The sequence below is a fragment of the Pseudomonas pohangensis genome (genome assembly GCF_900105995.1).
GTDB lineage: Bacteria > Pseudomonadota > Gammaproteobacteria > Pseudomonadales > Pseudomonadaceae > Aquipseudomonas > Aquipseudomonas pohangensis.
Genome location: NZ_LT629785.1, coordinates 3,415,083 through 3,436,628, shown reverse-complemented (window position 1 = coordinate 3,436,628; position 21,546 = coordinate 3,415,083). Strand labels below are relative to the sequence as shown.

The following is a 21,546-nucleotide window of genomic DNA, read 5'->3' as shown; positions in this document are numbered from 1 at the left end:
AACAACACGTCAACCACCAACGCAGAGAACCTGATAATGAAGAAAATTCAATGCCTGATTGGTGCCGCTCTGTGCGGCGCGACCCTGCTGGCCGGCACTGCCGGTGCCGAAACGCGCCAGTTGCGCGTGTACAACTGGGCGGACTACATGCTGCCCGAAGTACCCAAGACCTTTCAGGCCGACACCGGCATCCAGGTCACCTGGGATATTTTCGAGACCAATGAGGCGCTGGAAGCCAAGCTGTTGGCCGGCAACTCCGGTTATGACCTGGTGGTGCCGACCAATACCTTTCTCGAGAACGAGATCAAGGCCGGCGCGCTGCAGAAACTCGACAAGAGCCAGCTGCCGAACTGGAAGAACCTCGATCCGGGCCTGCTCAAACTGATGACCGCCAATGATCCGGGCAACCAGTATGCGGTGCCCTATATGTACGGCACCGTACTGATCGGCTTCAACCCGGCGCAGGTCAAGGCGGCGCTCGGTGATGATGCGCCGCTGGACAGCTGGGACCTGATCTTCAAGGAAGAGAACATCGCCAAACTGCAGAAGTGCGGCGTCGCCATGCTCGACTCGCCCGGCGAGATACTGCCGATTGCCCTCGACTATCTGGGTCTCGACCCCAACAGCAGCAATCCGCAGGACTATGAAAAAGCCAGCGCGCTGATGCTGAAGATCCGCCCGTACGTGCGTTACTTCAATTCGGCCAAGTACATGACCGACATCGCCAATGGCGATATCTGTGTGGCGATCGGTTATTCCGGCAGCTTCTACCAGTTTGCCAACCGCGCCAGGGAAGCCGGCAACGGGGTGGTGGTGGACTGGCGCCTGCCGAAGGAAGGTGCGCCGCTGTGGTTTGACTCGTTCGTCATTCCGGCAAGTTCGACCAACGTCAGCGAGGCGTCGGAATTCCTCAACTACCTGCTCGATCCTGCGGTGGTGGCACCGATCAGCGACTTCCTCGGCTATCCGAACCCCAACGAGGCGGCGATGAAACTGGTCAGCCCGCTGATTCGTGACAACCCCAACCTGACCCCGACCGCCGAAGCGCAGAAGACCCTGTATGTGTTGCAGCCGCTGCCGCAGAAGATCGAGCGGATCCGCACCCGGGCCTGGACCTCGATCAAGTCCGGTACCTGAGTTGTTGGCACCGGCTGTCCGCAACAGCCGGGCTGACGGGCCGGCTGGTTACTTCACCAGCTGGCCCGGTGCGTGCCCGGTAAACGCACGGAAGGCGCTGTAAAAGGTGCTGCTGGAGCGGAAACCGGCAGCCCGGGCGCGCTCGAGCATGCTGCTGGCCGGGTCACTGGCCAGCACATGGCGGATGCGGGCGCGGTTGAGATACTGGTAGAAGCTCAACCCGAGGCCCTGATTCAGCGCAAAGGAAATCTGGTTACGCGTGTAGCCGGTGGCTTGCGCCACGGCGGGCAGTGACAGGCCGGGTTCCAGATAAGGCTGCTGCTGTTCGAAGTAGCTCGCCAGATCCTTGAGCAGATAGCCCAGTGCCCGTGGGCTGAGGCCGATCTTTTTCGCCGCGGCCGGCTTGCGTGATGTCTGGCCGGGCTGCTGCAGGGGCAGCGCGTATTCGTTGATTTCGATGATCAGCCCGGCGCTGACCCGCACCGCATCGCAGGCCGACACGCTGAGCAGGGCATCGCCATTGGTTGCACGAATTACCTCGCGGTAGCGCAGGAAGGCCGTGTCGCCATCCACCCGTGGTCGATCCAGATATTCCAGAGTGTCCAGCGCCGAGCGCGCGAGGATGGCGCGGATGTGTTCGCGCAGCGCTGCGCCGCTATAGCGGTTGCCGCTGAAATGGTCGATGAAGACCATCTCGGGGTGATAGAGCGCTTCGATGCCGGCGATATCGCCGCGCGCCCAACAGGCGTTATGCCGCTCGACGACGGCCAGGGTAGTGGCGGACAGGGCAGCGCTGGACATGCGGCAGTTCCGTTGGCAATCAGGCCCCTGATACTAGCCGATGCGCCTGCCTCAGCGCACCGCGTCGGCCACCGCATCCTGAATGCTCTGGGCCTCCCTGGGCGGATTGGCCGCCACCTCGCGGATGGCTTCGGCAATCGCCGCACAGCTGTATTCGAACACCTCGGCCGACATGGTCAGCGCCGGCTGCAGACGGTAGTGCCACTTGCCGCGCTGGGCGATGCCGAGTACTCCGCGACGCAACACCGCATGGTGCACGGCGTACTGGAAGGCCGGTGCCGGCAGGTGGCTGGCTTTGCTCTGCACGAACTCGATGGCGGCCATGGCGCCGACCGCGCGCACATCGCCGACCTGCTCGATTTCGGCTTTCAGCGGGGTCATGCGCTCGAGGAAAATGCGTTCCAGCAGGCGCGCGTTTTCCAGCACGCCGCCGGCCTCGATCAGCTCGATTCCGGCCAGCGCGCCGGCACAGGCGGCCGGGGCAAAGCCGTAGGTGCTGCCCAGATGCAGGTCGGTGTTGCCCATCACCGCATCGGTGCCGAGGATTGCCGCGATCGGCTGCCCGCCAGCGGCAAACGCCTTGCCCAGCAGGATCAGGTCGGGGTCGATGTTCTGCCAGCGCTGCATGGCGAACATCTCGCCGCAACGACCCATGCAGGTCTGCACCTCGTCCAGGCAGAGCAGCCAGCCCCAGCGTTTGCACAGCGCGCCGAGGCGATCCCAGAACGCCTGCGAGGGAGCATGGATGCCGCCTTCGCCGAGCACCGGCTCGATCAGCACGCCAGCCACCTGACCGGGGTGCACCTGCTGGATCAGCAGATACTCCAGATAGTCGAGTACCTCGGTGTCATCGAACGGACCGGGACCCTTGCGGAAGGCCGAGCGGAAGCGGTTCGGGTAGGGCACCATGACCACCCCGGAGACAAACTGGGTACGCCCGGAGGAAACATTAGACAGGTCGCTGGAAGCGCCGGCGGTCATGTAGGTCGACTCGCCGTGGTACTGGCCGCCGAAGGTGATGATCAGCGGCCGCTTGCTCGCTTCACGCATGAACTTCACTGCGCCTTCCACGGCCAGGGTGCCGGACACCGAGTACTCGACGCGGGTGATCCGCCCGGGGGCGATGGCGGCGAGTTTTTCCACCAGCGGGTAGGCCGCGGTATTGCTCAGCCAGCCGCTGATCTGCATGCCGTGGGTTTGCCAGGCGGTGTCCATCGCCGCTTTCACCGTGGGTGGTGTCGGCCCATAGGGCGAGGCACCCCAGGCAGACATATGGTCGGCAAAGGTATTGTTGTCGGCATCGACGATCAGGTAACCGCGGCGGCTGGTTTCCACCAGCGGGTAGATGCTGTGGTCGGCGTTGCTGCTGGTCAGATGCGGCGTGTAGCGCGCGAACAGGGCGCTGCTGGCCGGCCCCGGGAGTTGCGTGTGGACCTGCGGCAGTTCCTGGTCATGGGCGGACATGGCGATTTCCTCGTATTGAACCTTCGGCAAAGTTTGCCACGCAGACTGGCCCGGTGGTTTTCGCGCGGACCCGCGCGAACAGTGTTTGGCCGGTTTGCGCCTCAGACCGACGGATTCTGCCCCAGACCGGCTTCCAGCTTGCGCCATAACAGGCGCACGCCGGCCTTGCGCTGCAGGGCGCTGCGGTACAGACGGATTTCCAGCGGCAGCTGCCAGTGTTCGCCGCCACACACCACCAGCTCGCCACGTTCCAGTTCGGCGGCGACTGACAGGCGCGGTACCCAGGCTACGCCGAGGCCCTGCAGGGCCATGCTTTTCAGGCTGTCGGCCATGGCGGTTTCGTAGACTGTGGTGGCGCGCAGGGCACGTTGACGCAGCAGTTGATTGACCGGGCGACCGAGGGAGGCGCCGGCACTGTAGGCCAGCAACGGCACCTGCTGTCCGGTTTCCAGATTATGCAGCGGCTGGCCGTCGCTATCCACCGCACACACCGGCAGCATCTCGGTCGTACCCAGATGCAGCGAGGGGAAGATTTCCGGTGGCAGTTGCAGGACGGCATCCGGATCGTAGTAGGCGAGGATCAGGTCGCAGCTGCCTTCGCGCAGTGCATGCACGGCCTCGCCGACATTACTCGCCACCAGCCGGGTATTCAGCGGCAGGCCCTGCTCGCGCAACTGGGCAATCCAGGCCGGAAAGAAGCCCAGGCTCAGCGAATGGGCGGCGGCGAACTGCAGCACTTCACCCTGCTGGCCCTCGATGTTGTGCAGGTGGCGCACCACTTCGCCCAGTTGTTCGCTCAAGCTGCGCGCGGTGATCAGGAACAGCTGGCCGGCCTCGGTCAGCTCGACCGGGGTGCGCGCACGATTGACCAGGGTCAGCCCGAGCATGTCTTCCAGGCTGCGGATGCGCCGGCTGAAGGCCGGCTGGGTGACGAAGCGTTTCTCCGCGGCGCGGGAAAAGCTGCACGTGCTGGCCAGGGCAATGAAGTCCTCCAGCCATTTGGTTTCCAGATTCATCCAGGCTCCGGTTCCTGTCGGTTGCGGCTGCCCGGCAGCGGCACGGACAGCAGAAAGGCAATACAGCATGCGTGTGCGAAATAACCTACGCTCACCGCCGTCAGCGAGTCACAACTGCATTATGCCGTTCGTGCATACCATAGCCTCGAACGGCATTGGCCGGCAAATGGCTATGGCCCCTATTATCTTTGGCATCGCGGCTAGACCCGTATTGTCCAGAGAGTAACCGTATCATGTCTCCCGTTGCATCAAAGCGTATTGAAAAAGACCTGCTTGGCACGCTGGAAGTCGATGCAGCGGCGTATTACGGCATCCAGACCCTGCGCGCCGTGCAGAATTTCAAGCTGTCCGGCGTGACCTTGTCGCACTTCCCGCGCCTGGTGATCGGTCTGGCCATGGTCAAGCAGGCCGCGGCCGATGCCAACCGCGCCCTCGGCCACCTGTCTGCGGCCAAGCACACGGCGATCAGTACCGCCTGTGCGCGGATCATCCAGGGCGAGTTCCACGAGCAGTTCGTCGTTGACATGATCCAGGGCGGCGCCGGTACCTCGACCAACATGAATGCCAACGAGGTGATTGCCAATATCGCCCTGGAGGCGATGGGCCACGAGAAGGGCGAGTACCAGTACCTGCACCCGAACAATGACGTGAACATGGCGCAGTCGACCAACGATGCCTACCCGACCGCGATCCGTGTCGGCCTGCTGCTCGGTCATGAAGCGCTGCTGAACAGCCTCGACCAGCTGATCCGCGCGCTCGCCGGCAAGGGCCTGGAGTTCGGGCATGTGCTGAAGATGGGCCGCACCCAGTTGCAGGATGCCGTGCCGATGACCCTCGGTCAGGAGTTCCGTGCCTTCGCCACCACCCTTGGCGAAGACCTGCAGCACCTCAAGCGTCTGGCGCCGTTGCTGCTGACCGAAGTCAACCTCGGCGGCACCGCCATCGGCACCGGCATCAACGCCGATCCGGCCTACCAGAAACTGGCGGTCGAGCGTCTGGCGATCATCAGCGGCCATCCGCTGGTGCCGGCTGCCGACCTGATCGAGGCGACCTCGGACATGGGCGCCTTCGTACTGTTTTCCGGCATGCTCAAGCGCACGGCGGTCAAGCTGTCGAAAATCTGCAACGACCTGCGCCTGCTCTCCAGCGGCCCGCGTACCGGCATCAACGAAATCAACCTGCCGGCGCGCCAGCCAGGCAGCTCGATCATGCCGGGCAAGGTCAATCCGGTGATCCCGGAGGCGGTCAATCAGGTGGCGTTCGAGGTGATCGGCAACGATCTGGCGCTGACCCTGGCGGCCGAAGCCGGACAACTGCAGCTCAACGTGATGGAACCGCTGATCGCCTACAAGATCCTCGATTCGATCCGTCTGCTCAGCCGCGCCATGGACATGCTGCGCGAACATTGCATCGACGGCATCACTGCCAACGAGGCGCATTGCCGGGCGCTGGTCGAGCAGTCGATCGGGCTGGTCACCGCGCTGAATCCGTACATCGGTTACGAGAACGCCACGCGCATCGCCAAGCTGGCGCTGGATTCCGGCCGCGGCGTGCTCGAACTGGTGCGCGAGGAGGGCTTGCTGGATGACGCCAGCCTGGCCGACATCCTGCGCCCCGAGCACATGATCGCGCCCCGGCTGGTGCCGCTGACAGCCTGAACTTCATGGAGCTCTGCAGTGCGAGGAATGCGCTACAGGGTCAGGCCGCCACTGGCTTTGTGCTGTTCGCGCAGACGGCTGTCGAGCAGCTTGAGATTGGCTTTGCCGGTTTCCAGTTCGGCCAGCAGCGCCGGGCTGAGCAGCAGGCGAATCTGGGCTTCCAGTTGCTGGCTGAGCAGGTGCAGCTGGCGCTGGTGGGCGCCGCTCTGTTCCTGCAGTTCCTGCCATTCGCTGTCCTGCGGCAGGCCATAGCCGCTGTGCAGCAGCTGCGAGGGGCGGCTGAGGAAACCGCTTTCGCTCAGCAAGGCCTGCAAGGTCTGGCTGGCCTGGCTCCAGTCGCTCTGGTTGCTGGCGTCCTGTTGATTCAGGTAGGTGTTCTTCAGTTCTTCCTGGGCCAGTAGTGCCTGCCGGCGCAGGGCGGCCTGCTCGAGTAGCAACAGGGCGGCATTGCTGCGCAGGTCGGCATCGGCAAACCATGCGCGGCGCTGCGCGGCCGGCAGGTCCAGCCATTCTTCAACTTCACTCTGGGGGATCGGCATGCGCTGGCGCAATACCTCGAACATGGCCTGATAGCGTTCGCGAAACGAGTCGAAGCGATAGCCCAGGCGCAGGGCTTCCTCGCGGTTGTCCAGCACACTCGCATCGGCCACGCCGCGGGCTGCCAGCAGCGTCTGCAGACCGTTGGGCAGGATGGTGTCGAGGCTTTGCAGTTGCGGGTGCCGGGTGCCGCTGCGCAGCAGCTTGAGGGTTTCCACCGCGCAATTGTTGGTGAAAAAGTAGTAACCGCCGTCATAGCTCCAGTGCAGCTGTGCAGTCTGCTCCAGCAGTTGTTCGATCTGCTCGCGGTTCAGGCGCAAGGGTATCGAGTTGAGGCTGCGCAGCTCGACCTTGGTGTACTCGGTGATGACCTGATCCAGCGGCAGCACGAACAGCCGCGAGGGGTAATTGCCGGTCAGGCCATCCCAGCTGGACAGCTGCACATCGCCGACAAAGGCACGGTACGAAAGCACCAGATGCCGGTCCAGATCCAGCCGGCAATCCGGCCCGCGCGGCCGCCCGGGAGCGCAGATGACCAGCCGCAACATGCCGTGGCCCCAGCGGCTCATCCACTGCTGGTTGGCGTCGGCGAACAGGTAATCGACCTCGTAGACCTGCTGCGGATCGATGGTGCGCAGCGGCTGGCTTTGAAAGTCGCTGCCGGCATTCATGTAGGCCAGTTCAGGCCGGCATGGCGTCTGGTTGGCGGGAGCCCAGTCGAAGTGGTTGCGGAAATAGCGTTGCAGGGCCGGGCGTCGGCAGGCATAGGCGGGATCGAGCAGGAAGTATTCGATGTTCACCGCGACGAATTCGCGCGGATTGCTCAGTTCGTAGGTATCCGGACTGCGGTCGACCTGATCGTTTTGCTGATCGCGGGCGCCGCGTTGTCCGGCGCGCTCCTGCCAGCCGGCCAGATCCAGCAGCTGCGGGTCATCGGACAGGCTGAAGCGCCGTTGCGTCTGGCTGCGGCATTCTTCCGCCAGGCCTACCGGGCCACGACTGGCCTGTTGCTGGCGGCAACGCTGCTGCAGCAGTCGTTGTGCGGGGGATTGCACGCGGGCGCGATCGTACAGGTGGGTCAGTTCATGCAGCACGGTGGCCAGCAACTCGCGGCGCTGGCTGCCATGCTGGCGCTGGCCTGGCTGGTTGTCCGAACCATCCACCAGTGCCGGCAACAGCGCGGCATTCAGTTCCAGCTGGTCACGCGCGGGTTTGGCCCGGCCATAGGCATCCAGCGGCAGGTCGGTTTGCCAGCGCACGCTGACCGTGCGGTCCAGACGCTGGATGAAGCTCGGTGGCAGCGCCGCCATGGCCTGCTCCAGCAGTTGCTGGCTGGCAGCAATCTCGGCGCTGTCGAGCCCGGCGGTTTGCAGCTCAAGACGCAGGGCGCCCTGGGCCATGGCGCTGGCCAGCAGGCAGAAAGCAGTCAGGGCCAGGCGCAGCATCAGTGGAGTTGTCGTTTCAGCGCGCGAGAATGGCTTGGGCCAGCGCTGCGTCGGAAGCTTCGCGGGTAGCCGGCAACTCTTCGCGTAGGTTGCGCAGGGCGGCCTCGAACTGTGCCGTGCGAATGGCACCATCGCTGGCGATGAAGCTGGCGGCGTCATCGCGGGCAGCCAGTACCAGTTTCGAGTCGCGAATCGAGGTAGTGGTATCGGAGGTGAAATTCAGCGAGCGATCGGTGGCGCGCAGCAGCATATTGCTGGTGCCTTCCAGCGTCTGTGCGTGAACGTTGCTGCAGGCCAGCAACAGGAGGAACAGCGAGAGAACAGGGCGCATGACGGGCTCCGGCAGTCAGTTACTAGGGGTTAGGCGGGTGGCCTGATAGCGCCATTGTAACCCTGGCGGGGGCGTGTGACAGCTGGCTGGCACACCGCAAGGCGCAGCCGTTGCGGCTGCGCCCGGTATTGCTCAGTAGGCCAGAATGGCCTCGGCCAGTTGCATGTCGCTGGCCTGCAGCTGCGGTTGCTTGCTGCGGATCAGATTGACTGCGGCTTCCAGGTGCGCGCCACGAATCTGTCCTTGACTGGCAACGTAACTGGCCGCGTCATCCTTGGCCGCACGTACGATTTTTTCGTCATCATCCTTGGTCGAGGAGGAGGTTGCATCGGACGTGGAGCCGGTGGCATCCGAAAGCCAGTCGGTGGTGACGACAAAGCTGGTAGCCCCGGCCTGAGCAGACGACAGGGCTAGCAATGTGGCGGCGGCAAGTAGACGAAGTTTCATGAGTGTCAGTACCTCGGAGATGAGTATGGGTCCTAGATTAACCGATCAGGGACCCGCGGGCGAGCATGCTGTAGCCCCGTTACTTATTCTTGCTGGCTGCTTTTCCAGCCTGTCCGCTGCTGCCGGTTTTGGCTTTTGCCGCAGCTTTTGCCAGCGGTTTGCGTTCCACCTTTTTCAGCGGCGGGCGGTTTGCCGGTGGCTGCAGCGGCGCTTTTCTGGCTGCCGGCTTGGCTGCCGGTTTTGCAGCCGGGGCCTTGACCGGTGTTTTGGCCGCCGGCGCACTGCCTGCCGTCTTCGCCGCAGTCTTGGCAACGGCCGGCCTGCTTGGGGGTTTTGCAGCCGACACTTTGCTGCTTCTGGCCGCTGCTCCGGGTTTGGCTGCGCCTTTGTCCGGTGCAGCGGCTGTCATTTTCTTGGTGGCCAGCAGCAGCTCTTCAAAGCTCTCGCGGTAGCACTGCGCGAACACTGCAGGGTCGGGCATCATCTGCCGGCATACCGTGACACAGACCCACAATGTGCCGTTGTAGCTGAAACCGGTGATGTTCAGGCCGAGGTTATCCATCGGGATCGATACCGGCAGGAACAGCACCATCTGTGCGCCGGCCAGATATAGAGGCACATCCGGGCCGCGGACATTGGAAATGGTCAGGTTGACCAGCGGCAACAGGCCCTTGGTGATGAGCATCTTGCCGGCTACTGCGGGCAGCAGGTTGATCAGCTTGCCCGGCAGGTCCTTGCCCACGCTGGAGGTGGCTTGCTTGGTCTTGCTGCTGCCACGGCGTACCTTGTTCAGGCGCTCGATCGGGTCGGCAATATCGGTGCAGATCGGCATGGCCGACATGCCGACCTGGTTGCCCACGTCCGCATCCTTTTTCGCGCCACGGGTAGTCATCGGTACCATGGCATTCAGGCTGGCAGCCGGCAGCTCGTGCTTGTCGCCAAGGTACTTGCGCAACGCGCCGCCGGTGACGGCCATGAACACATCGTTGACCGTGGCACCCGGCACCTTGCTGCGGATTTCCTGAATTTCACGCATCGGCAGCCCCAGCGCCTCGACCACCCGGTGGGCGGAAACCGGCATGTCAAAACGGGTGACCGGCGCCTTGCCGGGTACCGCTTTCGGTTCGTCGGCGGATTTTGGCTGAGGCTCCTCACCCATGCGCTGCAGGTAATTCCTGCCAAAATTCAGCCCCAGCTTGCCGATATCCAGCAGCAATCTGGAGGTGTCGCCGACCATGCTGGCGCGGTGACCTACGGTGCGGGCCAGCAACTCGATGGTCGAAGGCTCGCGATCGGCAATGATGGCCGACTTGTCCTGCGTCGAATCATCCACGCTGGACAGGCTGTGAATCGCCTTCATCAGTTCGGCGCCGGCTTCGCCGTCGATGGCCGAGTGGTGCATCTTGATATAGAAGGCGAAGCTGCCGGGCGGAATACCGGAAATGTTGTCCAGCCCCTCGATCACATAACACTCCCAGGCCGGCATGCTCATATCCAGCGGACGGGCATGCAGGCGCGCGACCTGGATGCACAGCTGGCGCCAGTCACCCGGCTTGGGCAGGGCGATATGGCGGATGTGGTACTCGACGTCGATTTCGGGCGTATCTATCCAGTAGGGGCGATCGATACCCAGCGGCAGGTTGACCAGGCGCCGGCGGAAAACCTTGGACTTGTTCAGGCGCTTCTCGAAGAACTCCAGCACACCCTTGAAACGCACCTTGCCACCTGGTGCGGTAGACGGATCGTATATGCCGAGACCGCCAACATGCATGTGCTGGTTGTTGTCCTCAAGGGCGAGGAAGAGGTTGTCCATTCCGGAAAGTTGTCTCATGGCTGAATATCCTGACTATTTATTATTCTGGCTTTTCCAGTTTGTGATGAATATGGTGCATGCTCTCGGGTTCTGCAACCCTTACAAACTACTGATGCAGATGAGCAAGCGCGCCTTCAATTGTTTTTCTAGATAGCACTGCATACACTCCATATTTTTCAATAAATACAGCAAGGTTCAGGCATGTTTCGGCGTATTAAGCGCTTACTAGTAAATGTTCTGCGGAGTCAATCCAGCCAAGTGCCAAGAACTCCAGATGTTACTTCAGGCGATCACCTCGGGCTGGCGGGCCTCGATGATGCAACCCTTATAGGGCTCAAAGATCTTCACCTGAGTGGTTGGACTCAGCCGGGTGGACAGCTGGTTAAAGGGTTTCCCGTGACCTCTGAGGACACTTTGCTGGATATCGGCTGTGGAGCTGGTGGTCACGCCACATTTTGTGCCCGGCAAGGGGCAGCAATCATTTTGGCTGATGTTGATGGAGCCAAGCTGGAGATAGCTCGCCAGCAATTGGAAGCTATACCAGCGCGCAGTGTGCAAATACTGGTTACTGATGCAAATCCCATCCCACTCCCAAGTGCTAGTGTGAGTAAGGTGGTCGCGATGGAGGTGCTAGAGCATGTTGATGATCCGGCTAAGTTCATGGCGGAACTGGTGCGTGTGGCGCAGCCTGGAGCATTGTTTTTGCTAACAGTACCGGATGAGCGAAGCGAGGAAGTACAACGGCACATAGCACCAAGCGTATATTTTGAAAAGCCCAACCATATTCGAGTGTTCAAGCGAGGTGAGCTTGAGAGCTTGGCCAGTGATTCCGGACTACAAATCGTTGATCGTTTCAGTTACGGCTTTTACCACGCAGTCTGGTGGTCATTTTATTGGGCTTGTGAGAATCAGCCGTTGTCACCGCCTTGGCATCCCCTTCTTGAAAATTGGTCAAAAACTTGGCACGAATTGCTTGAGCAACCTTCCGGGTTACGGATTAAATCAGCTCTTGATGAAGTAATGCCTAAGAGCCAAGTCGTTATTGCACTCAAGCCCTGAAATACCAACCAATACTCCTTCTTTGGTTTTAATGTGATTATTTTAGTCAGTTCCAAGATCAACCAGTCCGTAATCAATGACTTTTTGGGCAAGCCCGATTTTGACTATTACTTATTATTGAAGGCATTTATTCCTGTATTGAGGCGCATCGGGGATGTGCTAGAGGTAAACGCTAATGAGGTGGATGGACTCTACCAACTATACCTCGCTAAAGGGTTGCAAGTTGTTTTCATTTCGGCAACGCCGCCTCAGGAGATGCCTGTAGGCTTGGAGTGCCCAACAATTTGTTTGTTCTCTTGGGGTTTCGATAACCTGCCTGATAGCAGTTGGGGTCACGATCTCCAAAACGATTGGCGTTATGTTTTTAATCGAATACAGGGAGTTATTTGTACAAGTTTGCAGGCATATAGGTCGGTTCATGCAACTTCCCCAAGCTTGCCGCTTGTCAACGTGCAACCTCCGGTCTGGAGTCAGTTTGGTAATTTGTGTCCTGAATTGGGTCGGGAGCCAAACTTGGAGCCTAGATATTTTTCCTTTGCGGGCGGATTAATCGATAGTTGCGTGTTAAATCCTGATCCAAATGGATTGGGGCCAGCATTTGAAGCTGAGTTGGAAGGTGTTGCAGTGCCCTCTGAATTATCTCGGCGTGTCAGTCGGGCTCTTGGTTCTCGCTTTGCTTACGCTAAAAGTCTCACACAAGATGCTTGGCGTAAATGGGTCTCAGCAGTTCATACTCGATCGCCTGAACCATGTGATAGCTTGCTTGGTGTTATTAAGTTGGATACACCCATAAATCTTCAGCTAACAGGTGTTGTTTATACTGCAGTATTAAGCCCTGAAAATCCTCATAATAACTGGTCAGAAATTATCTCTGCCTTTGCATGGGCATTCAGGGATTGTGCAGAAGCTACGCTTGTGATTAAGGTGACTAGCATACAGTTGAAGTTTTATCACTCCAAACTACTTACATTACTAAGTCGACTAGCACCATTCAAATGCAGAATAGTCGTGCTTCATGGCTTAATGGAACTCGATTGGTATTTGGAGCTCTTGCAGGCAAGCACTTACCACGTTAATGCATCTTCAACGGAAGGACTTTGCTTGCCTTTGCTTGAATTCATGGCTGCAGGGTGTCCTGCTCTAGCACCTAATCACAGTGCAATGGCAGATATCATTGATGAACAGTTAGGCTTTGTGCTCGCCGGCACCAAGGAGCCAGCACCTTGGCCTCACAGACCTTATGGAGCTTACTTCACTTATCGACATCGCCTTAACTGGCAATCGCTGGTTGAGGCGTACCGCGCTAGTTTTGACTTTGTGACAAAGCGGTCTTCCGATTATCAGTGTATGTCTGCAGCAGCATCTCAGCGTATAAAATTACTCGGCGATGAAGAATTTATTGAGCGTGACTTGCGCATGCATCTGAATCGAGTACTTGCAGACTCTCAGGTGCAGAGGACCGAACAATGAAGATCTTGGTTTACTCTCGTTTCAATGAGAGCACAATTCTTCAGGGTCTAGGACGACCAGACTACAGCTATTATTTTGTTCTAAAAGATTTTCTTCCAGTACTTCGGGACCTGGGTGAGGTTGTAGTAATTGATCGAGTTGAAGACATTAAGCAGCATTATCATCCCAAATTCAGCGCAGGTGAGGAGTGTTTTTTCCTTTCATTTACCCCTCCAAATAAATGCTTAACTGATTTGCCATGTGTCACGGTGCCTGTATTTGCTTGGGAATTCAGCAGCATCCCAAATGAGAGTCTCTCTTCAGATGATCGCCAGAATTGGTTATTGATGCTAAGCCGTTTCGGTGTGGCCATCACCCATTCAATGCAAGTGGTAAAAGCGGTCAAGCGTGAGTTGGGAAGTGAGTTCCCGATAATTAGCGTACCGTCACCAGTTTGGGACAAGTACTCAAAAATACGATTACGAAAAAGGAAGCCTTTAGTTGGAGGTTTTTTAAATATCAGTTCTGGAATAGTTGTTGATACCTTTGACCCTCGGCTTGTGCCCTATATTTCGGGCGACGAATCGATTGGATTGGCATTTCAGCGCTTGCGTGAAATAAAGATCCGACAGGTCCAAGAGTCGGGTGCAGCCGCATTGGCAGATCGTTTAATTGGTGAATCACGGGTTGCTCTTTCTTGGCGTCATGGCCGTAGGTGGTGGCGATCCATGCGTAAGCTATATAGTGCTAGGCATCCGTTGGAATGGGCTCCTAAATCAAATGAGCAGCCAGAATTACCATTGTGGCTATTGGGGAGTAGCGAGTTACGTTTGGAGGGTGTTGTATTTACAACCTTGTTTAATCCTCATGATGGCCGTAAGAATTGGTCTGATATGCTTACTGCATTTTGTAGTGCATTTGAGGATGAGCCAAATGCTACCTTAGTATTTAAGCTTGGACACAGTGAGAATTACCAGTCTGCAATTGACGATATGCTTATCTGGTTGGCGCGTATGCCAAGTTTTAAATGTCGAGTGGTGCTGTTGCAGGGTTACCTCGAAGGAGACTCTTTTGAGCAGCTCATTGAGGCGAGTACATATGTAATCAATGCTGCTTATGGCGAAGGACAGTGTCTTCCGCTAATGGAGTTTTTGTCATGTGGCGTACCTGCAATCGCACCACGTCATTCAGCAATGGCGGACTATATCGATCACGAAGTGGCATTTGTGGTGAAAAGCTGGGAAGAAGCCTGTGCATGGCCGCACGATCAACGACAGGCTTATCGTACGCTGCGGCATCAGATCGACTGGGAATCACTTAAAAGCTGCTTTCTGGATGCTTATTCATGCGTAATAAACGACCCTGAGCGCTATCAAGTGATGTCTGTAACTGCAGTCAAGCGCATGCAGGCTCATTGCTCCCGCGAGGTTGCTCGTGAACGGCTCGCTGAGTTTTTAAATATGGTTAAGGGGAGGTTTGCACAATGACACCCGCTCAGCTCTTTCGCCGCCTATCCGGCTTGGATAGTGATTCACGGTCTACCGAGGAGCTCTGGCGAGAGATATCGAGCGCAGAAGGCTTTGTTGATTCGCGAAACTGCGGCCTAGTCGATGCGGTACAAAGTGGATGGTATCTCAACGATAGCGGCGAACTTTTCCGTGGGTTTCCGGTTACTGCAGAGGATAGTGTGCTGGATGTTGGCTGCGGCGCTGGCGGGGCCTCGCTATTCTGCGCGCGTCGTGGCGCGCGGATAGTGTTTATCGATGCCGTGGCGGAGAAAGTCGAGTCGCTGCGTGCGCGGTTAGCCGAAACCCCGGCGCGCGAGCCGCAAGGGCATGTCTGCTCCAGCCTGCCGTTGCCGGTTGCCAGTGCCAGCATAAGTCGGGTCATCGCCATGGAAGTGTTAGAGCATGTGCCGGATCCGGCAGCCTTGTTGGCTGAGTTGCAGCGCGTCGGCCAGCCCGGCGCGCTTTATCTGCTGGCGGTGCCGGACGAACAATCCGAGCTTATGCAGCAAGGGCTGGCGCCTGAGTACTACTTTCGCGAACCAAACCATATTCACATCTTTGGTCGCGAAGCCTTCGCACGAATGGTCACCGATTCCGGTCTAGAGATTGTGCAGCGCGATGCCTACGGTTTCTTCTGGACTATCTGGATGTTGCTCTACTGGACTCAGGCGCGGGCGTCAGGGGATGAGCTCGCTGGCGAAGCCTACGACGTGGTGCAGCCGCCATATCCGCCGCTACTCAATGATTGGGCGTCCCTCTGGCAGCGCTTTATCAGCCTGCCCGACGCCGCACCGGTAAAGCGCGCACTCGACCAGCTGCTGCCGAAAAGCCAGATCATCATTGCGCGCAAGTCTTTGGAGTCCATAACCCGATGAGCCGTCGAATAGATGATATTGAGGTTCTGCGGGCTTTCGCAGTGCTGGGCGTGGTTGTCTACCATGGCTTGCACATTTTATACGTATGGAGTACGCCCACCCTAGAGTGGCTGCGCGCATCTTTTATGGGGGGCGCCGGTGTCGATCTATTTCTGGCCATTTCGGGCTTCGTAATTGCCCGAGAACTGGTGCCTCGCTTGCTTGCTGCCACCAATATTACACAGGCCTGGCGGATGACTCTCGCCTTCTGGACACGTCGTGCCTGGCGGCTACTGCCATCAGCTTGGTTGTGGCTGGCTTTAATATTGTTGGCATCTCTGTTGCTTAACCAAACAGGTGTCTTTGAGTCTTTTGAGGTTAATCTGGAAGCTACTTTAGCGGGTGTATTTCAGTATGCAAATGTTCGTTTTGCATATACGTTTATGCAAAACCCTTATGGAGCGAGCTTTGTCTACTGGTCGCTATCGCTAGAAGAGCAGTTCTATCTGTTGTTGCCGCTGCTGGTGCTAGTCAGTCGACGCTTTCTGTCCATAGTGCTTATCGGGCTGATTTTGTATCAATGGTTCACAGATCGCACTTTAATGATGGTTGTTTTCCGCACCGACGCACTTGCTCTTGGTGTGCTGCTGGCAATATGGAGCCATAGTTTCAATTATAATCGCTTTAGACCTCAAATTTTCTCGCGTCACCGCTGGCTGGGGATAATGACGCTGCTCGTACTTTGCCTGCTGATGGGGTTAGTTGGCTCGCAGGCGCTTCTGCTCTCGGAGTACCGCTTCAGCATTCATGCTGCGCTGGGGGGCGCGCTCGTCTGGCTGGCATCCTACAATTTTGACTTATTTGCATTTTCGACGACGCTAAAAAGGCTACTACTTTGGATAGGCTCGCGCTCATATGCGATCTATTTGTCGCATGTACCTGTATTTTTTTTTACAAGAGAGATTTATTACAGAGTCAGTCCAAGCAAGCAAGAATTTGGCCCTGAATATTTTTGGCAATTTACTCTTGTGTCGGCACTCCTGATAGTTCTCTTGAGCGATCTTAATTATCGTTTTATTGAAAGTCCTTTGCGTAAAAAAGGCTTAATAATAGCTTCGAATATTTTGAGAAAAAAATCATGAGCGGCAATGTTCAGACGGGAATAAACATTGGTCATTCATGTCTACGTGGCGCTGTAATACGTTGTATGAATGCTATATCTCCACTGACGCTCCTCATTGTATTGGTCACATGGTTTTGGTGGCCATCACTCTGGCAAGGTGAGGTGATTATTCATGCGGATTCGGCTCATCATGGCTGGACCCTGCTATCGGTTTTGCATAACTGGATCCTAGGCGAGGCTGATTTGCTTTGGGACTCAGGTATCTACGGTGGACACCCTGTATTTGCTGAAAGTCAGGGAGGTTATTTAAACCCAACGAATCTGCTCAGTGCACTGTTATTCAAACCAGAACATGGGGTTGGAGTGCTCCACTGGCTTAACATGCTTGTTGCCGGAGTAGGCTTGTATGTTCTTTGCAGGCAATTGGACATTGACCGGTGGGCGGCCGCCTTTGGCGCTACCGTTTGCACTTTTTCTACGATCTGGATAAGTATCCAATACAACATCAGTGTTTCGGGAACCCTTGCCTGGCTGCCCTGGTTGCTTGTTGCGTGCGAGTTCTGGTTGCGACAACCAGGAGTTGCCCGGGCTTTGTGGATTCCGCTCCCCGCTACGTTAATGCTGTTTTCTGGATACCCGCACTTGGTTCATGGAGCCGCAATATACTTACTCGTATATGGATCATCACTGCTGATAACAAAAGGCGGTCGGTTAATGGTGTTGCCACATGTTTGGAAAATAATTTCAGGCATGGCTTTGGCTCTAATTCTGACTGTTCTGTTATCTGCTGTGCAGCTGATGCCAATACTGGAGCTGATTCAGTACTCGCACCGTAGAGATGGTGTAGCTCTGCCTTTCGGTGGGGCGACCCCCGTATCATCTTATATTCGAGGTTTTTTATTTTGGGCTTGGCCGATAAAGCCTATTCAGGAAATGGGCAGTCTGGGAATTTTAGCAGCAGCAATTTTTTCCGTGATTGGACTTTTGGCGAAGCCTTCGCCGCGTATATTGGCACATGCTTGTGCAGCCTTTGCTTTGATAAACCTGGGGGTGGAATTTGCTTCTCCCATATTTAGATTTGTCTATAATAATAATTTAGTGCCAGGCCTGCATAATTATAGAATTATGCATCCGTTCTTATTGGTGGCCGTGGTTGGCGTTTCTGTGGTTTCGGCGCGCGGATTGAGCGTGATCACTGATTGCGTGAAATCGCAAAGACTCCAATATTTCATTATGTCTAAAGTAAGTATTCTTGCTATTGGGATTGTGATATTAATTGCCGGTTTATATGTATGGATGGGCGAAAATTCAGATACATATAGATCAGATTGCTTGCTTGTTATAGTGATGTCTATCTCAAGTTATTTGTTGATTCTTTTGACAAAAGAAAAATTTATTGCGCCAGCCAGTTTCCTCACTCTAATTGTATATGTGCTAATTACGCGTGATGAAGTGTTCAGGTTTTTTCCGGCGGAGAAGCTAAATCCCTCGGAAGAAGTTAATTTAATATTAAGTGATCTAGACCAAGTCAATTACAGGTCGATGATAAATAATCCATATGCGCCTGGATTTGTATTTATGGCAGCCAACTCCGCTGAATTGGAGGCAGGCTATCGATATATGATTAATAATTTGATTCCTCATCCGGCGGCGCTGTGGGGAATAAAATCCATAGACGGATCTATGGGGTTGGCTTTAAGTAGAAGACGGATTCTTGATCCTGTATTTCAAAATGAATTGGAGGGCAAGAGTAATGTACCTCCAGGCGCTAGAGCGATTGATGTGCTTGGTATTCGATATGTTTCAATGCTGGGTCAGGCAAGTGCCCCCGGTTTACACGGGGTTACTGAAAATATATATAAGAATGACTATGCCTTGCCGTTGATTCGTTCTTATCAAAGCGCTGTAGTAGCTGATTCGACTGAGGAGGCGGTTGGCCTGCTATCGGCAGGTAAGGCCGGCGATAAACTTATTGTCGAGACTGAGGCTGCATTTTCGGACTCCACCAGTCGCTGCGGGGAGATATCACGCGCCAACCTCAAAGTAATTGAAAATAGATCCGAATATTATAAAGTCGAAATTAAATCTGAATGCGCCGGTTGGTTATTTATTGCGGATGCTTTCTACCCTGGCTGGCAGGCAAAAGTTAATGGAGTTTCGGTTGAATTGTACCCTGCGCAGGTACTGGGTAAGGCACTAAAATATCCTCCGGGCGATAGCGTCGTGGAGGTTTTATATCGCCCCAACTCGTTTAGAATCGGGCTGTTTGTCAGTACCGGGGGATTGATATTGTGGTGTGGGCTATTTTCATTACGCTTGCGCCGAAATAAACCTCGCGTTGCACTCGGCCGATGAAATCGCCGTAAATAAATATTAATTTCAATAATCGGCCCCATGGATAAAGCAGCAGTGAACACTAGGAATTATGGCATTGATCGATTGAGAACTGTTGCCATTTTCTCGATTATAACGCTACATTGCTTCCCGTTCTTTCACGCCAATATTCCGTATGCGGAGTTAATTTCTTCTGCAATAAATCAGGCCGCCCGATTTGCTGTGCCATGCTTTTTTGTTCTGTCTGGTTACTTGTATTCCCGAGTGTTGAACACTCCAAATCCAGTGGTTGGAATGGCTCGATTTTGTGCAAAATTGCTTGCTTTGTATTTTTTATACTCGGTTATTTATCTGCTCCCATACAATATTTGGCTAAATACTGTTGAGTCTCCGAGTGGTACAATGGACTCATCCAGATTTTGGTTTTATATATGGACGCAAAATTATGAAAATTTTCTTTTTGGCGGCTATAAGTATCACCTTTGGTTTTTGCCGGCGCTGGCAATCGCTGCATTTATTTGTACCACGGTTGCGTGGATCGAGCGCTTGGTCGGACAGAGAATGGGGATCTTTCAGATTTCAGTTGGCTGCGCTCTATTTATAGCTGGCGTTATTGGTGGTGCCTACAAAAACTCTATTATAGGCTTCGACTTTGAATTCTATACAAGGAATGGCCCGTTTTTCTCAACGCTATTCTTTGCCTCCGGCATATACATATCAACTTTACGTGGCGATTCAAATGTCTTTAGGATTTCGCTGTGGTTGATTGCTTTCGGTGCTACTTCGCATTTTCTTGAGGTGTATTTCCTCACATCCAGCAAGACCATTACCTCTCTACCTGATTATGTGTTCGGAACATATTTTTTTGGTGTAGGCGCTGCGCTCCTTGCGATTCGTTCTGGTACGGATCGTGACTCAGATTTATTGAGTAGACTGGGCGCTTATGGCTTAGGCATATACGCCCTGCACCCTTTTATTATTGATATGCTAACGCCCGCATTTCGGGCAGGGTCTCAGGTTGTCGCATGGCAGGTAATAGCCCCTTTTGTTGTATTTTCGTTAACTGCGATTCTTGTTGTAACTCTTGCCAGGTCAAGATTTTTACGCCCTATTTTGAAATAGATTTGAATGCTAAAAAATAATCGGCGGTAATTATATGAAAGCTCATCGTATTGCAGTTGTCATACCGTCCTACAAGGTTCGAAAGCACATTGTTGATGTCGTTTCTAAAATCGGACCTGAATGCGAAAAGATCTATGTTATAGACGATGCTTGCCCTGAAAAAACGGGCGATTTCGTAGCCGCTAACTTAATCGATCAGCGCATTGTCGTTCTATATAATGATAAAAATCTCGGGGTCGGCGGCGCCGTGGTGCGCGGTTATGTTGCGGCGCTTGAGGACGGAATCGACATCATAGTAAAGCTCGATGGTGACGGGCAGATGGACCCCAGCTTGATACCAGATTTCGTCGCACCATTGATCGCGGGCGAGGCTGATTATACTAAGGGAAATCGTTTTTTTGATCTTGAAAGTATTGGCAGAATGCCGGCCATTCGAATAGTTGGCAACGCTGTACTTTCCTTTATGACTAAGCTTTCATCAGGGTACTGGGACTTGTTTGATCCCACCAACGGCTATACGGCAATTCATCGTGATGCGCTCAAACACCTTCCTTTAGATAAGATCAGTAAGCGATATTTTTTCGAGTCGGATATGCTCTTTCGGCTTAATACCATCCGCGCCGTAGTTCTTGATATACCAATGCACGCTAATTATGGTGATGAGATCAGTAACCTGAAAGTCTCTCGTGTAGTGGGAGAGTTCTTTTTTAAAAATTTTCGCAATTTCGGCAAGCGTGTTTTTTATAATTATTACCTGCGCGACATGTCTATTGCGTCATTTGAACTGCCTATCGGCATGGTCATGGTTATATTCGGTGTTGCGTATGGTTGCTATCACTGGCTCGATGCTCTCCATAATGGAAGCGCCACCCCAGCCGGTACCGTTATGCTTGCTTCGCTACCGATTTTAGTTGGATTGCAATTCGTGCTTGCGTTTATCTCTTACGATATTTCGTCGATTCCTCGTCGACTTATACATCGCGCGCGAATCCGGAATTGAAATATTTATGTTCGATTCGATCCCACAGAATAACGAATAGGATATTGGCTCGTGACGACCACTCAAATTCTCCTGATATTGGCCTCGGTTATCGCGCTATCGCTTGGTCAAGTTTTGTTCAAAATTGCTGCTGGAAGTTCAGGTATCCAGATTTTCGGATATTCTATCGGTATGATTTCACCCGCACTGATTTTCGCGTTGATTGTTTACGGCGGCGCAACCATTATGTGGCTTTTTGTATTGCAAGACGTGCCGTTGAAAGTTGCGTATCCCTTTGCGGGCATGGCGTTTTTCCTGGTTCCGGTGATGTCTCATTTTTTTCTCGGTGAAAAGATTAGTTTAAATAACATTGTTGGTGCGGCTGTTATTTGTGCAGGCGTCTGGATATCAGTGAGCGATTTCTAAATGATTAATATGATGAGGTGTAGAGTATGCTCGGATCATATGA

At 55.0% G+C, this 21,546-nt stretch carries 18 protein-coding genes; 11 read left to right on the top strand and 7 right to left on the bottom strand.

Going from position 1 to position 21,546, the window contains the following annotated elements; translation table 11 throughout:
* Positions 1 to 36: 36 nt before the first annotated feature.
* A complete protein-coding gene (locus BLT89_RS15950) occupies positions 37 to 1,137 on the top strand; it encodes a polyamine ABC transporter substrate-binding protein (RefSeq protein WP_090197694.1) in 1,101 nt (366 codons plus the stop codon).
* A 48-nt stretch (positions 1,138 to 1,185) separates the two neighbouring features.
* Here BLT89_RS15950 and BLT89_RS15945 read toward each other — a convergent pair whose 3' ends face one another.
* The 3 genes from BLT89_RS15945 to BLT89_RS15935 all read right to left on the bottom strand — a co-directional run bounded on the left by BLT89_RS15945 (position 1,186) and on the right by BLT89_RS15935 (position 4,418).
* Positions 1,186 to 1,938 carry a nuclear transport factor 2 family protein gene (locus BLT89_RS15945; RefSeq protein ID WP_090197692.1) on the bottom strand — a complete coding sequence of 251 codons (753 nt, stop codon included), beginning with the start codon at positions 1,936 to 1,938 and terminating at the stop codon, positions 1,186 to 1,188.
* A gap of 51 nt (positions 1,939 to 1,989) precedes the next feature.
* A complete protein-coding gene (locus tag BLT89_RS15940) occupies positions 1,990 to 3,402 on the bottom strand; it encodes an aminotransferase class III-fold pyridoxal phosphate-dependent enzyme (protein ID WP_157718896.1) in 1,413 nt (470 codons plus the stop codon).
* Between the two features lie 101 nt (positions 3,403 to 3,503).
* Entirely contained in the window at positions 3,504 to 4,418 is a 915-nt protein-coding gene (locus BLT89_RS15935) for a LysR substrate-binding domain-containing protein (protein WP_090197686.1), read from the bottom strand.
* 233 nt (positions 4,419 to 4,651) lie between these two features.
* On the opposite strand from BLT89_RS15935, the gene BLT89_RS15930 reads away from it, so the two are divergent.
* Complete coding sequence (locus tag BLT89_RS15930) at positions 4,652 to 6,076, top strand: aspartate ammonia-lyase (protein ID WP_090197683.1); 1,425 nt, start codon at positions 4,652 to 4,654, stop codon at positions 6,074 to 6,076.
* A gap of 32 nt (positions 6,077 to 6,108) precedes the next feature.
* Here the strand turns inward: BLT89_RS15930 and BLT89_RS15925 are convergent, their stop codons facing one another.
* The 4 genes from BLT89_RS15925 to BLT89_RS15910 form a co-directional block, all read right to left on the bottom strand.
* On the bottom strand, positions 6,109 to 8,058 hold the full coding sequence (locus tag BLT89_RS15925; protein ID WP_090197680.1) for a DUF7844 domain-containing protein: 1,950 nt from the start codon (positions 8,056 to 8,058) through the stop codon (positions 6,109 to 6,111).
* Between the two features lie 16 nt (positions 8,059 to 8,074).
* A complete protein-coding gene (locus tag BLT89_RS15920; protein WP_090197677.1) occupies positions 8,075 to 8,389 on the bottom strand; it encodes a DUF2388 domain-containing protein in 315 nt (104 codons plus the stop codon).
* 132 nt (positions 8,390 to 8,521) lie between these two features.
* Complete coding sequence (locus BLT89_RS15915; RefSeq protein ID WP_090197674.1) at positions 8,522 to 8,836, bottom strand: DUF2388 domain-containing protein; 315 nt, start codon at positions 8,834 to 8,836, stop codon at positions 8,522 to 8,524.
* A gap of 79 nt (positions 8,837 to 8,915) precedes the next feature.
* Positions 8,916 to 10,667, bottom strand: coding sequence for a WS/DGAT/MGAT family O-acyltransferase (locus tag BLT89_RS15910; protein ID WP_090197671.1), 1,752 nt, complete (start codon positions 10,665 to 10,667; stop codon positions 8,916 to 8,918).
* Positions 10,668 to 10,850: 183 nt separating this feature from the next.
* Between BLT89_RS15910 and BLT89_RS15905 the strand changes: the two genes are divergently transcribed.
* The 9 genes from BLT89_RS15905 to BLT89_RS15870 all read left to right on the top strand — a co-directional run bounded on the left by BLT89_RS15905 (position 10,851) and on the right by BLT89_RS15870 (position 21,503).
* The gene (locus tag BLT89_RS15905) at positions 10,851 to 11,708 is read left to right on the top strand and encodes a class I SAM-dependent methyltransferase (RefSeq protein WP_090197668.1); all 858 of its coding nucleotides are present in this window, start codon (positions 10,851 to 10,853) and stop codon (positions 11,706 to 11,708) included.
* 33 nt (positions 11,709 to 11,741) lie between these two features.
* Entirely contained in the window at positions 11,742 to 13,178 is a 1,437-nt protein-coding gene (locus BLT89_RS17760; RefSeq protein WP_157718895.1) for a glycosyltransferase, read from the top strand.
* Positions 13,175 to 14,644 carry a glycosyltransferase family protein gene (locus BLT89_RS15895; RefSeq protein ID WP_090197663.1) on the top strand — a complete coding sequence of 490 codons (1,470 nt, stop codon included), beginning with the start codon at positions 13,175 to 13,177 and terminating at the stop codon, positions 14,642 to 14,644. Before BLT89_RS17760 ends, BLT89_RS15895 begins: the two co-directional genes overlap by 4 nt.
* A 200-nt stretch (positions 14,645 to 14,844) precedes the next feature.
* Positions 14,845 to 15,540, top strand: coding sequence for a class I SAM-dependent methyltransferase (locus BLT89_RS15890; RefSeq protein WP_231975035.1), 696 nt, complete (start codon positions 14,845 to 14,847; stop codon positions 15,538 to 15,540).
* On the top strand, positions 15,537 to 16,661 hold the full coding sequence (locus tag BLT89_RS15885) for an acyltransferase family protein (RefSeq protein ID WP_090197657.1): 1,125 nt from the start codon (positions 15,537 to 15,539) through the stop codon (positions 16,659 to 16,661). The genes BLT89_RS15890 and BLT89_RS15885 overlap by 4 nt, the downstream gene beginning before the upstream one ends.
* Entirely contained in the window at positions 16,658 to 18,997 is a 2,340-nt protein-coding gene (locus BLT89_RS17755; protein ID WP_157718894.1) for a glycosyltransferase family protein, read from the top strand. The genes BLT89_RS15885 and BLT89_RS17755 overlap by 4 nt, the downstream gene beginning before the upstream one ends.
* 39 nt (positions 18,998 to 19,036) lie before the next feature.
* On the top strand, positions 19,037 to 20,098 hold the full coding sequence (locus tag BLT89_RS15880) for an acyltransferase (RefSeq protein WP_090197654.1): 1,062 nt from the start codon (positions 19,037 to 19,039) through the stop codon (positions 20,096 to 20,098).
* 34 nt (positions 20,099 to 20,132) lie between these two features.
* Positions 20,133 to 21,098 (top strand): glycosyltransferase family 2 protein, encoded by a 966-nt coding sequence (locus tag BLT89_RS15875; RefSeq protein WP_090197651.1) that lies wholly within the window; start codon positions 20,133 to 20,135, stop codon positions 21,096 to 21,098.
* A 51-nt stretch (positions 21,099 to 21,149) separates the two neighbouring features.
* On the top strand, positions 21,150 to 21,503 hold the full coding sequence (locus tag BLT89_RS15870) for a DMT family transporter (RefSeq protein WP_090197648.1): 354 nt from the start codon (positions 21,150 to 21,152) through the stop codon (positions 21,501 to 21,503).
* The last annotated feature ends 43 nt before the right edge of the window (positions 21,504 to 21,546 follow it).

Coding starts and splice junctions, on each gene's coding strand:
- BLT89_RS15895 (WP_090197663.1), top strand. CDS start 13,175: ATGAAGATCTTGGTTTACTCTCGTTTCAATGAGAGCACAATTCTTCAG.
- BLT89_RS15920 (WP_090197677.1), bottom strand. CDS start 8,389: ATGCGCCCTGTTCTCTCGCTGTTCCTCCTGTTGCTGGCCTGCAGCAAC.
- BLT89_RS15880 (WP_090197654.1), top strand. CDS start 19,037: ATGGATAAAGCAGCAGTGAACACTAGGAATTATGGCATTGATCGATTG.
- BLT89_RS15950 (WP_090197694.1), top strand. CDS start 37: ATGAAGAAAATTCAATGCCTGATTGGTGCCGCTCTGTGCGGCGCGACC.
- BLT89_RS15915 (WP_090197674.1), bottom strand. CDS start 8,836: ATGAAACTTCGTCTACTTGCCGCCGCCACATTGCTAGCCCTGTCGTCT.
- BLT89_RS15905 (WP_090197668.1), top strand. CDS start 10,851: ATGTTTCGGCGTATTAAGCGCTTACTAGTAAATGTTCTGCGGAGTCAA.
- BLT89_RS15875 (WP_090197651.1), top strand. CDS start 20,133: ATGAAAGCTCATCGTATTGCAGTTGTCATACCGTCCTACAAGGTTCGA.
- BLT89_RS15935 (WP_090197686.1), bottom strand. CDS start 4,418: ATGAATCTGGAAACCAAATGGCTGGAGGACTTCATTGCCCTGGCCAGC.
- BLT89_RS15925 (WP_090197680.1), bottom strand. CDS start 8,058: ATGCTGCGCCTGGCCCTGACTGCTTTCTGCCTGCTGGCCAGCGCCATG.
- BLT89_RS15940 (WP_157718896.1), bottom strand. CDS start 3,402: ATGTCCGCCCATGACCAGGAACTGCCGCAGGTCCACACGCAACTCCCG.
- BLT89_RS15885 (WP_090197657.1), top strand. CDS start 15,537: ATGAGCCGTCGAATAGATGATATTGAGGTTCTGCGGGCTTTCGCAGTG.
- BLT89_RS15910 (WP_090197671.1), bottom strand. CDS start 10,667: ATGAGACAACTTTCCGGAATGGACAACCTCTTCCTCGCCCTTGAGGAC.
- BLT89_RS17755 (WP_157718894.1), top strand. CDS start 16,658: ATGAGCGGCAATGTTCAGACGGGAATAAACATTGGTCATTCATGTCTA.
- BLT89_RS15945 (WP_090197692.1), bottom strand. CDS start 1,938: ATGTCCAGCGCTGCCCTGTCCGCCACTACCCTGGCCGTCGTCGAGCGG.
- BLT89_RS15930 (WP_090197683.1), top strand. CDS start 4,652: ATGTCTCCCGTTGCATCAAAGCGTATTGAAAAAGACCTGCTTGGCACG.